Origin of the sequence: Mesorhizobium sp. PAMC28654, from assembly GCF_020616515.1 — a bacterium.
Taxonomy (GTDB): domain Bacteria; phylum Pseudomonadota; class Alphaproteobacteria; order Rhizobiales; family Rhizobiaceae; genus Mesorhizobium.
In genome coordinates, this window is sequence record NZ_CP085135.1 from 4,733,126 (window position 1) to 4,746,735 (window position 13,610).

General features: G+C 63.5%; 10 protein-coding genes and 1 pseudogene. 4 read left to right on the forward strand and 7 right to left on the reverse strand.

Features of this window, described 5'->3' with window-relative positions; genetic code table 11:
* Position 1 precedes the first annotated feature (1 nt).
* The 3 genes from LGH82_RS23275 to LGH82_RS23285 all read right to left on the reverse strand — a co-directional run bounded on the left by LGH82_RS23275 (position 2) and on the right by LGH82_RS23285 (position 3,051).
* A complete protein-coding gene (locus LGH82_RS23275; RefSeq protein WP_227344993.1) occupies positions 2-847 on the reverse strand; it encodes a carbohydrate ABC transporter permease in 846 nt (281 codons plus the stop codon).
* Positions 847-1,731, reverse strand: coding sequence for a carbohydrate ABC transporter permease (locus tag LGH82_RS23280; protein WP_227344994.1), 885 nt, complete (start codon positions 1,729-1,731; stop codon positions 847-849). The genes LGH82_RS23275 and LGH82_RS23280 overlap by 1 nt, the downstream gene beginning before the upstream one ends.
* Positions 1,732-1,812: 81 nt before the next feature.
* The gene (locus LGH82_RS23285; RefSeq protein WP_227344995.1) at positions 1,813-3,051 is read right to left on the reverse strand and encodes an extracellular solute-binding protein; all 1,239 of its coding nucleotides are present in this window, start codon (positions 3,049-3,051) and stop codon (positions 1,813-1,815) included.
* Positions 3,052-3,257: 206 nt separating this feature from the next.
* Between LGH82_RS23285 and LGH82_RS23290 the strand changes: the two genes are divergently transcribed.
* Together LGH82_RS23290 and LGH82_RS23295 are read left to right on the forward strand one after the other, a co-directional pair.
* Entirely contained in the window at positions 3,258-4,472 is a 1,215-nt protein-coding gene (locus LGH82_RS23290) for an ROK family transcriptional regulator (RefSeq protein WP_227344996.1), read from the forward strand.
* Positions 4,473-4,602: 130 nt separating this feature from the next.
* Positions 4,603-6,199: pseudogene (locus LGH82_RS23295) on the forward strand (inorganic phosphate transporter).
* 334 nt (positions 6,200-6,533) lie between these two features.
* Here the strand turns inward: LGH82_RS23295 and LGH82_RS23300 are convergent.
* Together LGH82_RS23300 and LGH82_RS23305 are read right to left on the reverse strand one after the other, a co-directional pair.
* Positions 6,534-7,688, reverse strand: a complete 1,155-nt coding sequence (locus tag LGH82_RS23300; RefSeq protein WP_227344997.1) for a patatin-like phospholipase family protein — start codon at positions 7,686-7,688, stop codon at positions 6,534-6,536.
* The gene (locus LGH82_RS23305; protein WP_227344998.1) at positions 7,681-8,469 is read right to left on the reverse strand and encodes an acetoacetate decarboxylase; all 789 of its coding nucleotides are present in this window, start codon (positions 8,467-8,469) and stop codon (positions 7,681-7,683) included. Before LGH82_RS23305 ends, LGH82_RS23300 begins: the two co-directional genes overlap by 8 nt.
* Before the next feature lie 209 nt (positions 8,470-8,678).
* On the opposite strand from LGH82_RS23305, the gene LGH82_RS23310 reads away from it, so the two are divergent.
* Positions 8,679-9,467: a 3-hydroxybutyrate dehydrogenase gene (locus LGH82_RS23310; RefSeq protein ID WP_227344999.1), complete on the forward strand. Its 789-nt coding sequence runs from the start codon at positions 8,679-8,681 to the stop codon at positions 9,465-9,467.
* A gap of 227 nt (positions 9,468-9,694) precedes the next feature.
* Positions 9,695-10,738, forward strand: a complete 1,044-nt coding sequence (locus LGH82_RS23315; RefSeq protein ID WP_227345000.1) for an ABC transporter ATP-binding protein — start codon at positions 9,695-9,697, stop codon at positions 10,736-10,738.
* 5 nt (positions 10,739-10,743) lie between these two features.
* Here the strand turns inward: LGH82_RS23315 and LGH82_RS23320 are convergent, their stop codons facing one another.
* Both LGH82_RS23320 and LGH82_RS23325 read right to left on the reverse strand, forming a co-directional pair.
* Positions 10,744-12,402, reverse strand: coding sequence for an ABC transporter permease (locus LGH82_RS23320; protein ID WP_227345001.1), 1,659 nt, complete (start codon positions 12,400-12,402; stop codon positions 10,744-10,746).
* A 93-nt stretch (positions 12,403-12,495) separates the two neighbouring features.
* On the reverse strand, positions 12,496-13,470 hold the full coding sequence (locus tag LGH82_RS23325) for an ABC transporter substrate-binding protein (RefSeq protein ID WP_227345002.1): 975 nt from the start codon (positions 13,468-13,470) through the stop codon (positions 12,496-12,498).
* Positions 13,471-13,610: the final 140 nt, after the last annotated feature.

Sequence of the window (13,610 nt, forward strand, 5' to 3'; positions counted from 1 at the left end):
ATTATCCTTTCACGCCACCACTGGTCAGGCCGGAAATCAGCGCGCGTTGCATGACGAGGCCGATCAGCACCGGCGGCAGGGCGGCCAGCACGCCGGCTGTGGCGATCAATCCGTAGTCGGAGACACGGCCGCCGGCTAAATCGGCGATAGCGACGGTCAGGGTCTTGGCGCGCTGGTCCGAGGTGAAGAGCAGCGCGTAGAAGAATTCGTCCCAGGCAAGCAGCAGGGCAAACAGCGCCGATGTCGCCATCACGGGTGCGGCCAGCGGCAAGGTGATGATGCGCAGCGTCTGGAACAGGCCGGCGCCGTCTATCATCGCTGCCGCCTCGATTTCGCGCGGAATCGAATCGAAGCCCGACTTCATCAGCCAGGTGGTGAAGGGCGCCAGGATCGTCAGATAGACCAGCGCCAGGCCAAAGACGTTGTTGAGCAAGCCGAGATGCGACAGGCCCATATAGAGCGGCACGGCGAGCGCCACCGGCGGCAGCATGTAGGTGGCGATGACCATCGACAGCGACCAGCCGATCGACGGCGTGCGCGAGACCGCCCATCCGGCGGGAATGGCCAGGAGCAGGCCGGCGAAAGTCGCCATGCCGGCGATTTCAAGACTGTTGCGAAGCGAGGAGGTGAAGGCCGCGCCGGCGCTGTTTTCCGCCGTCGATAGAAGTTGCTGGTAGCGGGAGAAGTCGACGCTTTGCGGCCACCAGCGCAGCGGCTTGGCGGCAAGATCGGCGGCCGGCGATATGCTCATGATGAACAGCCAGGCAATGGGAGCCAGGATGATCGCGGCGAGCAGCAGCGCGCAGGCATGGATGAAGATGCTGAAGGCGAGGCTCTTGCGTTCCATCAGGTGGCACTCCCGGCGCTCTTGCAAACCAGCGCGGCGTAGGCGACGGCCAGCACGGTGACGAGCAGGGTGACGATCAGCGCCAATGACGCGCCGGAGCCGGCGCGCTGGAAGGAGAATGCCTCCTGGTAGACGAGGATGGACAGGGTCCGCGTGCTGTTGGCCGGGCCGCCACGGGTCATGACCCAAATGATGTCGAAGACCTTGAAGGCCTCGATGGTGCGCAGCACCAGCGCGACCATCAAGGGGCCTGCGAGATAGGGCAGGATGACAAAGCGGAAGCGGTTGAAGGGTCCGGCGCCGTCGACGAGCGAGGCAGCGGTGATGTCGCGGGGAACCGCCTGCAGGGCCGCCAGCGCAATCAGCGCCACCAGCGGAAAATTCTTCCAGCAATCGGCGACGATCAGCGCCGCCAGCGCGGTTCCGGGTTCACCGAGCCAGGACCGGTAGGCATCGATGAGATGCAGTTGTGTGAGTGCGGCGTTCAGCGCGCCATATTCGGGATTGTAGATGAGCCGCCACAGCGTGGCGTTGACCACCGTCGGCAATGCCCAGGGCAGGATCATCAGCGCGCGCAACAAGGCGCGCCCGTGAAACTGCTGATTGAGGAGCAGTGCCGCGAGAACACCGATCACCATTTCAGCGGCGACCGAGATGACGGCGAACAGGGTCGTGGTGACCAGCGTGCGCGAGAAGTTCGTGCTCGTCAGCATGTTCGTATAATTGTCGAAGCCGACGAAATTACCGCCCGTGCCGATGAGCTTGGCGTCGGTGAAGGAAAGGCCGACCGTATCGATCAGCGGCCAGCCGATGACGGCGACCATCACCACGAGAAGCGGCAGCATCAGCAGCCACGCACGGGTTGTCATCCAGGTGCCCGACATCAGAGCAGCCTCTCCCTAACTTATCTTGATTTCAGACATAGCACGGGCGGCACTAGGCCGCCCGTGACTGGAGAAAAGCGCTCAGAGGCCGCTGTTCTTGGCAGCGGTGTTCAGGGCATCCTCAGGCGAGGACTGGCCGAGAAGCGATTCCTGAATCGCCTGCTGCAGGGCGGTCGAGAGCTCCTGATATTTCGGCGTGGTCGGGCGAGGATACATTGCGGCCAATCCGAGCTTTGCGGCGGCGATCAGCTCTTCCTGACCCTTGGTGACCGCCGGATCGTCATAGGAGGACGCCCAGATCGGCAGGCTGAGCTTGGCGTACTGGTTCTGCGTCGCCTGCGAGGTCATGAAGGTGATGTACTTCCAGGCCTCGTCCTGGTGCTTGCTGACCGCCGTGACACCAAGGCCCATCGAGCCGTTGACGGCCGAGACTTCGCTCTTGCCGGCAACGCCGGGCGCCGGCACGACACCAACCTTGCCCGCGACCTTGCTGTCCTTAGGGTCGTTGGCCATGTTGTACATGTAGGTCCAGTTCAGCGCGAAGGCGGCGTCGCCGTTCTCGAACACCTTGCGCACATCTTCTTCCAGGAATTCCTTGGAATTCGGGTTGGTGAGGCCCGACTTGTAGCTGGCCACCATGTATTTCAGGGCGTCGAGACCGCCGCCGTTCTGGAAATCGGGCTTGCCGCCCTTGAGGAAGTCGCCGCCATAAGCGCTGACCAGCGTGGTGTAGTCGCACACAGCAGCTTCAGCCTGCGACCAGCTCCAGGCGATGGGCGTGGCGACGATGCCCTTGTCCTTGATGATCTTGGCCTGTTCGCTCAGCTCTTCCCATGTCTTCGGCGGCGTCTTGATGCCGGCCTTTTCCAACATTTCCTTGTTGTAGAACAGGTATTTGGTGTCGAGGATCCAGGGCATGCCGTAGGATTTGCCGTCATACTGGACGGTGGTCCAGGCGCCGGGCAGGACGCCCTTCTTCATGTCGTCGGTGATGCGCGAGGAGACGTCGACCAGCACCTTGTTGGTCGCGTATTCGGCCGGCCAGATGACGTCGAACAGCACGACGTCGTAGCCGCCACCAGAGCCCTGCGCGAGCACGGTCTTGTCGTGCAGGCCTTCATAGGGGACGAATTCGAGATTGACCTTGATGTCCGGGTTGGCCTTGGTGAAGGCATCCGTCATGGCGCGCACGTCGGCCTCGCTGTAGGCGGCCTGGGCCATGAACAGCGCGTTGAGCGACGTTTCGGCGAAAGCGTGGGGAACGAACAGGCCCCCGACAAAGACTGCACCCAACAGGGTCTTACCGATCGATTTCAGCATCTTCTTCTCCCATTTCCGATGTTGACGGGTCGGCTGTTCATGTTGCCTTCCCGGATTGATGTCGCGTGACCTATTTTCCCAACTGGTTGGCGGTGACGGGCATAAGCCCTGGCCGTCTTGTTTCCGCGCTGGTTTCGCTATTAAGTCAAGCCGCTTGACTTAATTAGTCGATCAATATCCTAATGGAGTCAAGAGGGGAAACGCCGGTGAACGATATTCGTCCGATCCGCGCCAAGAGCGGCACCAACCAGGAAGGCACGAGCGCGCACAACCGCCGTGTCATGATCGAGGCGCTGCGTCTCAACGGTGCGCTTTCACGAGCCGATCTGGCGCGGGCGACGCAACTGACCAAGCAGGCGGTTTCCAACATCATCGAGGACCTCGAGCGCGACGGCCTTGTCGTCGGGCTCGATACGGTGCGAAAGGGCAGGGGCCAGCCCTCGACCCCCTACAGGCTGGTTCCCGAAGGAGCATTCGCGATCGGGCTGCAGATTGACCGCCACCTGACGCGGGCGGTTGCCGTCGACCTGATGGGCAGCGTGCTGGCCCGTGCCGAGGCAAACGTGCCTTTTGATGAACCATCGAAAGGCGTCGAGGTCATCCTCGGCCTTATCGACGGCGTCCGGCGTGAACTGGCTGGCATATCCGTCCAATCGGAGAGGCGTCTCGTCGGCCTTGGCGTCGCCATGCCCGGTCCTTTCGGAGTGAAGAACTCGGATGACAAATGGATGATGCCGGCCTGGCAGAAGTTTCCGTTGCTGGAGACGCTGGCCGCCGGAACGGGCCTGAATGTCGGCCTGCAGAATGACGCCGCCGCATGCGCGACGGCCGAACGCATCGTCGGCGCCGCGCATGGCGTCGATCATGCGGTTTGTCTCTATGTCGGCTACGGCATCGGCGCCGGGCTGATTCTGAATGGCGAACTTTATAGCGGCGGCAATGGCAATGCGGGCGAGATCGGCATGGCGCTGCTGTCGCCGGCCGGCCCCGGCTCGACGCCGCTCGAGCATCGCGCCTCGCTCGCCTCGCTCTATCAGCATCTCGGCCTCGATCCCGCCGATGAAGGTCTCTACGAACGGATAGGCGCGATGGCGGCGGCCGAGGATCCCAGGATCATGGCCTGGATCGAGGGTGCGGCACACGACCTGCGCTGGAGCGTGCATCTCATTGAGACGATTTTCGACCCCCAGACCGTCATCCTGACCAGCGGCGCACCGGAGGCGCTGGCCCGCCGCCTTGTCGAGGCGATGCATCCGCTGCTGCCGTCGATCGCCGACAGGTCCGGGCGAAATTTGCCGCGCCTGCAGCTCGGCACCACCGACCCCTGGTCGATCGCGCTCGGCGCGGCGGCAGCGCCGATCAGCCGTGCCTTCGATCCGCTGTTCTCGGCGATCCTGAAGACGCGATCCGGCGGCTTCTGAGGCTTATCAGTCCCCGAGCCTGTGCCTACCCAACATTTCGCGCAGCGGAGTTCCGCAGCGTCACACAGGGTTCATCGTGCGGACATAGCGTCCCTCCCGGTTCTTTGCTGCGATGCAAAAGGAGTGGGACATGGTGGATATAGTTTCTAGTGAGGCGGGTATTCCGAGACCGGAGCATCCGCTGGACCAGTCGAGCAGCGCAAAATGGTTTTTGCCGGCCTTCGGCGTGCTCGTGCTCGTCGGCGTTGTCTATGTCGGCTATGCGCTTAGCCAGGATCTGGCCGCGGCCAAGGCCGTGCCGTGGATCCTGCTCGGCATCGCTCATTGCGCTCGGCTTCGAATTCGTCAACGGCTTCCACGACACCGCCAATGCCGTGGCGACGGTCATCTACACGCGCTCCCTGCCGGCGGAATTCGCGGTCATGTGGTCGGGCGCCTTCAACTTCCTCGGGGTTCTAACCTCCAGCGGCGCCGTGGCGTTCGGCATCCTGTCACTGCTGCCGGTCGAACTGATCCTCCAGGTCGGCTCGTCCTCCGGCTTCGCCATGGTTTTCGCGCTGCTCATCGCCGCGATCCTGTGGAATCTCGGCACCTGGTTCCTGGGCCTGCCGGCGTCGAGCTCGCATACAATGGTCGGCTCGATCATCGGCGTTGGCCTCGCCAACCAGTTCATGGCGCCCGCCGGCAGCGCGACCAGCGGCGTCGACTGGTCACAGGCGACCAATGTCGGTGTGACCTTGCTGGTCTCGCCGATCGTCGGCTTCTTCGCAGCCGCCGCCCTGCTCTATGCGATGAAGCTCGTTGTCCGCAATCCGGCACTCTACGAGTCCCCCAAAGGCAATGCGCCGCCGCCATTGTGGATCCGTGCGCTGCTGATCTTCACCTGCACCGGTGTCAGCTTCGCGCACGGCTCGAATGACGGACAGAAAGGCATGGGCCTGATCATGCTGATCCTGATCGGCGTCGTGCCGACGGCTTTTGCACTCAACCGCACGCCGGACATCAACTATCTCGAGGCCTACAAGTCGGCTTCCGTCAATGTCGAGCAGGCGCTGGGCAAATATGTCAAGCCGGGCATCACTGTCGCTGACGCCAAGGCAGCCGTCCAGGACGCCGTGCGCACCCGGACCTGGAATGACCAGACGACGCTTGCGCTGCAGACTTACATCCACAACACGACCACTTCACTGCAGCCCTACGCCTCGGTCGAAAAGGTGCCGACCGATCTGGTCAGCAACGCCCGCAACGACATCTACCTGATCGGCGAAGCGCTCAAGCTGATCGACAAGAAGCAGTTGCTGCCGATGCAGCCGGCCGATCTGAAAGCGGTCACCGACTATCACAAGGCCGTCGACAACGCGACGAAGTTCATCCCGATCTGGGTGAAGGTTGCGGTCGCGCTGGCGCTTGGTCTCGGCACGATGGTTGGCTGGAAGCGCATCGTCGTCACGGTCGGCGAGAAGATCGGCAAGAGCCATCTGACCTATGGCCAGGGTGCCGCCGCCGAGCTCGTCGCCATGGTCACCATCGGCATGGCCGATCGGCTGGGCCTGCCGGTGTCGACGACCCATGTGCTGTCATCGGGCGTCGCCGGAACGATGGCGGCGAACGGCTCGGGGCTGCAATGGGCAACGGTGCGCAACCTGGCGCTTGCCTGGGTGCTGACGCTGCCCTGCTCGATCACGCTCGCCTTCGTGCTGTTCATCATCTTCCGCCACGTGTTCTGAGCGAAGCGTAAGAGCTCTCAAACAAAAGGCAGCGCCGGTCGCCGGCGCTGCCTTTTTCTTTGAGCGAGCACCGCGTGCAATTAGGCGAGGACGTATTAGTTTATGTTGACGTGGAACATGCCTATTGGCCGAAACGCCTATCGCCTCGTCATCCTATGGCGGAGCAAGTAGTGAAGCGACGCGGCGCAGACCATAGGATCCATGCCGCGACTCCTGAGCGTTGCTGCGGTACAGAATTCTGCTTGGCTGCACCTTCGGCTGAGGTCGCGGCATGGATCCTTGGGTCTTCGCTCCGCTTCGCGTCGCTACGCCCAAGGATGACGACGTCGGGACACTACGTCGGATCTTCGCGATGCAGGTCGTGGATGGCGACGCCCTCGACATTGGTCGGCAGCGTCAGCCACTGGCGATGGCGCAAGGTGCGCTGCGTGTCTTCCAGTCCGGTGTCCCAGTGCTCGCGCATCGAGGTGCCGGAGAATTCGTAATCCTTGGCGTGACCCTCATAGCCTTTGTGCTGGTAGATCAGGTGCACGATGTTGACCATGCCGGCATTCGAGTAGTCCTCGATCAGCTCCTTCTCGCCTTCCGCCAGCAATTCAGCGGGAACGCGCTTCAGCGCCTCGAGCAGCTTCATCTTCAGCCCGTGGATACGCTGGAAATTGTCGGTGTTTTGTCGCGTGCGGCTCGAATACATGATGTCCTTGTGGCGCGACAGCACGTCCGGCATGCTGCGTGGCAGAACACCGCGCGCACTGAACAGGTCGACCTGGAACACCAGCGACGAGCGGTCTTCCTCCTGGTCGAGAAGATATTGCAGCGGCGTGTTGGAGACGATGCCGCCATCCCAGTAATATTCGCCTTCGATGCGGATCGACGGAAAAGCGGGCGGCAACGCGCCGCTGGCCATGATGTGCTCCGGCTCGATGCGGACCTTGTCGGTGTCGAAATAGACGAAGTTGCCGGTCCTGACATTGACCGCGCCGACGCTGAGCCGCTTCTTGCCGTCGTTGAGGATGTCGAAGTCGATCAGGCTTTGCAGCGTGTCCTTCAACTCGGCCGTGTCGTAGAAGCTTGTGGCGCCCTCGGCGCCCTGCGGCTCGAACCAGGGGATGGGATTGCGCGGCTTGAAGAAGCCGGGCTGGCCCATGGTCATCGTCATCCACGAACTGGTGCGGTTGCGGATGTCGCGGTAGATGTCGCCTTCGGGCGTGTAGGCCCAGATCTTGCGCCCCGAGATCGTCTGCCAGAATTGCTCGAGCCGCTGCAGGCGGCGGCTCGGTTCATTGCCGGCGATGATCGATGCATTGATGGCGCCGATCGATACGCCGGACAGCCAGGTCGGTTCGCAGCCGGCGTCGGCGAGCGCCTGATAGACGCCGGCCTGGTAGGCGCCGAGCGCGCCGCCGCCCTGGAACACCAGCGCGACACGATCATACTGCGCCGAGATTTCCTCGATGGTGGCCTGCTTGTTTCGGTTGCGTTCAAGCACGGGCTTTCTCCAGCTGGTTTGTACTGGTTTCAGACCGGCTGTAATCGGCAAGATAGTCATGCATCACCTCGCCCAGGCCAAGCGTCAGGTCGGCGGTGAAGTGGACGGCGGACACGATGTCGAGCACCGGCAGCCGCGCCACGTCGGCCATGACATGGGGACGCAGATCGAGCGCGGCCGGCGCGGTCCAGGCTTCCTTCAGCGTCACGTCGGTGAGGTAATAGCGCACCAACTCGCAAATGCGTGGGCTGCCGTCGACATGCGGGATGATCTTGATCAGGAAATTAGGCGCTGCCAGCGAGGCGAGCACGCTGTCGTGGTCGGCCTCGCGGTGTTTGTAGCCCATCGTGCCGGTGGCGCAGAGCACGCTGCCATAGTGCAATGTGCCGACGATCACCTCGCCCTCATGCACGATCTTGGGGGTGGCGAGCTTCTTTGGAAAACCCCAGAGCTCGCGCCCACCGGCGATCGGCGCGTCGTCATCGAGATACATCGAATGAACATAGCTGCCGTGCCGGCCCTTGTAGCGCACGGGGATCACCTGGCCGGTTTCGGTGTAGTCGCCAAAGCCGGTCGAATCCGGCATGCGAATGAACTCGTACTTGACCAGCGGCTCGTCGATCTCCAGCGGCTCCGGCACGACGGCCTCAAGGGCTTCGCGCGTCGTGCGATAGGTGATGATGACGTATTCGCGGTTGAAGAAACGATATGGCCCGGGTGGAAAGGAAGGGTTGGTCAGCGGCATCGCATAGGCGCGCTTCACGACATCGGCGATCTTCAAGGCTGTAGCCCCACGGTTGAGGAACGACTGCGCGAGTGCGCACCGGCTTATGTTGCACGGCACCATGACAGCGCCGTGTCAAGCTCCGGGCGGCTAAGGGATCACCGTCGTTCTCCTGTAATCGAGCCGACATATGGCTGTGGCATTGTCATGCTGCGGCGCACAAAGGTGTGCCCCTCAAGTTTCCTCCCACCTCTTGCGAGATCATCATGGCTTCCCTTTCTTCGAAGAGTGCCCTCGTCACCGGTTCGACCAGCGGCATCGGCCTGGCTATCGCCCGTGCCTTTGCCGCCGAGGGGGCCAACGTCACCATCAACGGCCTGGGCGACGCTGATGCCATCGAACAGGAGCGCGCCGGCATCGAGAAGGACTTTGGCGTCAAGTGCCGTTACTCCGACGCCAACATGATGGACGGCGCGGCGGTGACGGCCATGGTTGTTGAAGCCGAGGCGGCGTTCGGCAGCCTCGACATTCTCGTCAACAATGCCGGCATCCAGCATGTCGCGCCGATCGAGGACTTCCCGGACGACAAATGGGAAGCCATCATCCGCATCAACCTGCTGGCGTCCTTTTACGCGATCAAGGCGGCGCTGCCCGGCATGAAGGCGCGCAAATGGGGCCGCATCATCAATACGGCTTCCGCGCACGCGCTGGTCGCCTCGCCGTTCAAGTCAGCCTATGTGTCGGCCAAGCACGGCATTTCCGGCCTGACCAAGACCGTGGCGCTGGAGGCGGCGCTTGACGGCGTCACGGTCAACGCGATCGCGCCCGGCTATGTCTGGACGCCTCTGGTCGAAAAGCAGATTCCCGACACGATGAAAGCGCGCGGCATGACCGAGGAGCAGGTCAAGCACGATGTGCTGCTGGCGGCGCAACCGACCAAGGAGTTCGTCACCGTCGACGAACTCGCCGCGCTGGCGCTGTTCCTGTGCTCGGATGCGGCCAAGCAGATCACCGGCACGATCTTGCCGATGGATGGCGGCTGGACGGCGCAGTAACGCCGCCAGGGTTTTTCTTCTCCGAATCCTGTCGTTCCGTCCAGCCGGTGGCTTCGCAGCCACCGGCTGCGCTCGTCCTTCGGGGATGTTCCCTGCGCCGCTGCCGCCACTTCATCGGGCATGGCGCCAAAGTTGTCATGACCTGATTTCCAACGTATTGCCGGCCGCATCCAGCGGCTTTTTGGGCAACCAACACAGACAGGCAGAATTGTGCGGATGAGTGAGGCATGAGCGACATCAGGGTGGAACGCCTTACCAAGCGGTTCAATGAGACGGCGGCGCTCAACGCCGTTTCGCTCGATTTCCCCAGGGGGTCCTTTACCGCGCTGCTCGGGCCCTCCGGTTGCGGCAAGACCACGATGCTGAGGTTGATCGCCGGCTTCGAGGCGCCCAGTGAGGGCCGCGTCCTGTTCGGTGACCGGTTGATGGCCGATCCTCAGCGGCAGGTGCCGCCGGAATCGCGCGGCGTTGGCGTCGTTTTCCAGTCCTACGCGCTCTGGCCGCATATGGATGTGGCTGAGAACGTCGCCTATCCGCTGAAGGCTCGGCACGTGAGGCAAGGCGAGATCGCTGCCCGTGTCGGCGTTGTCCTCGAGATCGTCGGCCTCAACGGCTTCGAAAAGCGTCGCATCGAGGAACTGTCGGGCGGCCAGCGCCAGCGTGTAGGGCTGGCGCGCTGTCTGGTCGCCGACGCTGGGATCATCCTGTTCGACGAACCGCTTGCCAATCTCGACATGCATTTGCGGTCGTCAATGGTCGATGCATTCCGCGACATCCATCGCCGCACCGGCGCCACCATCGTCTATGTCACCCATGACCAGGCAGAAGCGCTGGCGCTGGCCGACCGCGTCGCCGTCATGAGCCAGGGCCGGTTGCTGCAGGCGGCAGCGCCGCAAGAGGTCTATCGCGCGCCCGCCGATGCGACCGTTGCGGGCTTCGTCGGTAGGGGATCCATCGTCTCGGGAACGGCTGCCGACCATGCCAATGGGACCGCTACAGTCGAGATCGCCGGGCATCGCTTTGCCGCGCGAAGTGCCGGGGGGCAGCCAGGACCGGCCAAGGTCCTGTTGCGGCCCGAGGCACTTCGGCTTTCGTTGGAAGGCCTGCCGGCGACGGTGCTGGACAGCATCTATCGTGGCCCGGTCTATGAGGCGCGGCTGGCCTTGCCGGAGTCGGGACAGGAATTGCTGATCGACAGCGCCGAGGCGTTGGCTGTGGGGCAGAAGGTGCGGGTGGCCGTGTCGGATGGCTGGATCATCCCTGGAAGCTGAGAGCCCTACCGCCAGGGCAGCACGCCCGCCGGTAGCCTCCGCCCGAAGCGGTCGAGCACAAGCAGCAGGGCAACAACGACGACAATCGTTGAGACGGCGATCGCCGCCGCCTGCGTTCCCAGTCCGGCCTCCTCGAGGCTGAACAGCACCACGCCCAGCGTCTCGTTGCCGCTCGACCAGAGCAGGGCCGAGACGGTGAGTTCATTGAAGGCGCTCATGAAGACCAGCAGTCCCCCCGCCACAGCCGCCGGTGCGGCAAGCGGCGCGGTAATCGTGGCAAGCCGGCGAAGCGGGCGGGCGCCCGATACCGCCGCCGCCTCGTCGAGGTCGCGCGAAATCTGCCCGACCGCGGTCGTCACCGGCTTCAGGGCAAGGGTGAAAAACCGCATCGTATAGGCGACCAGGATGATCGAAGCCGTCGCATAGAGGCTGCCGATCAGCGGCAGGGGGCGCAGGAACAGGAGAATGCAGGCGATGGCCAGGACGACGCCTGGAACCGCATAGGGCAGGTCGACAATACCGCTGATGACATGGCGCCAGCGCTGGCCGAATCGTTCGAGCACCACGGTCACCGGGATGACGCCGATGGCAAGGATCAGCGCCGCGCTGCCGGCAAACAGAATGGAGTTGCGGAAGGCGCGCACGGTCGATGCCTGCCGAACCAGGACCTCGGCATAGTTGGACGTGGTCATCGTCGCCCAGCCAAGCGGCACCCCGAAGGACGGCACCAGCGAGGTCGCCAGCAGCGCGCAAGCCGGAAGCACGAGGATGAGCCCGATCACCAGCCAGCCGAGGACAGCGAGCGGCAGGCGGTAGCGGCCGAGCTCAAACCGCGCCGGCGTACCGACGGTGAAACGATGGGCAGCACCACGCAGGGCCAGCGACTGGCAGGCGACGCCGGCGAGCGCGAGCACCCCGACCAGCACGGACAATGCCGCGATCTGCGGCAGGACGCCGGGCCCGAAGCTCGAAAGGTCCTGATAGATCAGCGTCGGCAGGGTCAGGTAATTGACGGGCATTCCAAGCAGGGCGGGGATCCCGAAATTGCCGACGCCGGAAACGAAGGCGAGGGCGGCCGCCGCCACGATGTAGGGACGGATGACCGGCAGCACGATGGTCCACAGCACCGCAAGCGGCCTTGCGCCGGAGGCCCTGGCGGCCTCGACGAGATCGCGCGGTACCCGGGCAAGCCCGGCCCGCAGCGTGATGAACACGATCGGCGCGTGCTGGACCGCGTAGAGCAGGATGATGCCGTTGCGGCCAAGCATCGGATTGGGCGTACCCGGCGGCGGCGCCATGCCGATCATGCCGAGAAGCGTTGACGACGGTCCGAACAGATGCAGCCATGACAGGGCGGTGACCTGCGGCGCGATCATCAGCGGCAGCAACAGCAGGAAGCCGAGTGTTTTTCGCCCCGGCAGGTCGGTCATGGTGACGGCGATTGCGAAGGGGCCGCCTAGGCAGACCGCCAGAACGGCGCCGAGGAAGGCCGTGTCCAGCGTGTGCCACATCGCCCGCAAGGCCGCAGGCTTGGCGAGACGGTCAGTGAATGCGCCGAAGTCGAGTTCGCCGCCGGGCGCGATGGCCGCGATGACAAGCCGGACCATCGGCAGCAGGCTGAGCAGCGCGATGACCAGCAAGACAGCAAGGGCTGACGCACGCATTCCCGTCGTGGCCCGCGTCCCCGTCGTATGCCCGTGCCATGCGGGCACGGACATACGCTGCCTTGGGAGGCTATCTTGTGCGGACACCGCTGATTACTGGGCCATCACGGCGCTGAACTTTTCCTTGTTCGCTGCGTCGTTGGCGAGGGCCGCCGCAGCGTCATAGCCGAGCACCTTGATCGACGAGCGGTCGGGATAACCGGCCGGCAAGGCGATGTCGGCGCGCGCCGGAATATAGCCCATCTTGGCGGCAAGTTCCTGACCGTCCTTCGACAGCAGGAAATCGACGAAGGCTTTCGCGGCTTCGGTGTCCTTGGCGGTGGACAGGATGGCAACCGGCTCGGTGACAGCCGAAACGCCTTCCTTCGGGAACACGAACTCGACGGGGGCGCCCTTGGCCTTCTCGCGAATGGGCATGTAATCGACGATCATGCCGAACAGCTTGTCGCCGCCGCTGACGGCCTTCAGCACGTCGCCATTGCCGCCGCTGGCCTGGGCGCCGTTCTTGGCTAGCGCGCCATAATAGTCCCAGCCCTCCGGCAGATTGCCGGTGAGGGTCACGGTATGGATCATCGCCGCGCCCGATGTCAGCGGGCTTGGCATCGCGACCAGGCCCTTTGCCTCCGGCTTGGTTAGGTCTTCCCAGCTCGCCGGCACGAAAGGCGCCTTGGTGTTGTAGACGATGCCGGTGGTGATCAGCTTGGTCGAGAAATAGGTCTTGTCCTTGTCGTAGAGGGTGGCGTCGATGCCGGAGACATCGGCCTGCGGATAGGCGAGCAGGCGTCCTTCCTTCTTCAGCCCTTCCATGGTCACGACGTCGGCGATCAGGAGCACGTCCGCCTGCGGTCGGCCGGCTTCGATCTCGGCGCGCAGCTTGGCCAGGATCTTCGGCGTTCCGTCGCGGACCCACTCGACCTTTATGCCGGGATTCTTGGCCATGAAGGCATCCACGGTCTGCTGGGCGTCGGTGTTGGGTTGGCTCGTATAGAGCACGAGGTTGCCGTCGGCGGCCGAAGCAACTCCGACAGCGGACGCCAGGAACATGGCGGCGAAAACAATCTTGCGCATGGAAAAACCCCACCTCGTAATAATCATGAAAAGAGCATTGGCCCAGAAGCTGACCTGATGCGAGAAAGCTCTCCCTATCGTCGCGGGATAACTGTATTGTGACAGGGTGGCACCGGGGAAATGGGAGGTTTCCTGGTGGC

Bases quoted from the DNA above. Each gene is read 5' to 3' on its own strand.
- LGH82_RS23275 (WP_227344993.1), bottom strand. From the start codon at position 847: ATGGAACGCAAGAGCCTCGCCTTCAGCATCTTCATCCATGCCTGCGCG.
- LGH82_RS23280 (WP_227344994.1), bottom strand. From the start codon at position 1,731: ATGTCGGGCACCTGGATGACAACCCGTGCGTGGCTGCTGATGCTGCCG.
- LGH82_RS23285 (WP_227344995.1), bottom strand. From the start codon at position 3,051: ATGCTGAAATCGATCGGTAAGACCCTGTTGGGTGCAGTCTTTGTCGGG.
- LGH82_RS23310 (WP_227344999.1), top strand. From the start codon at position 8,679: ATGGCTTCCCTTTCTTCGAAGAGTGCCCTCGTCACCGGTTCGACCAGC.
- LGH82_RS23315 (WP_227345000.1), top strand. From the start codon at position 9,695: ATGAGCGACATCAGGGTGGAACGCCTTACCAAGCGGTTCAATGAGACG.
- LGH82_RS23320 (WP_227345001.1), bottom strand. From the start codon at position 12,402: ATGCGTGCGTCAGCCCTTGCTGTCTTGCTGGTCATCGCGCTGCTCAGC.
- LGH82_RS23325 (WP_227345002.1), bottom strand. From the start codon at position 13,470: ATGCGCAAGATTGTTTTCGCCGCCATGTTCCTGGCGTCCGCTGTCGGA.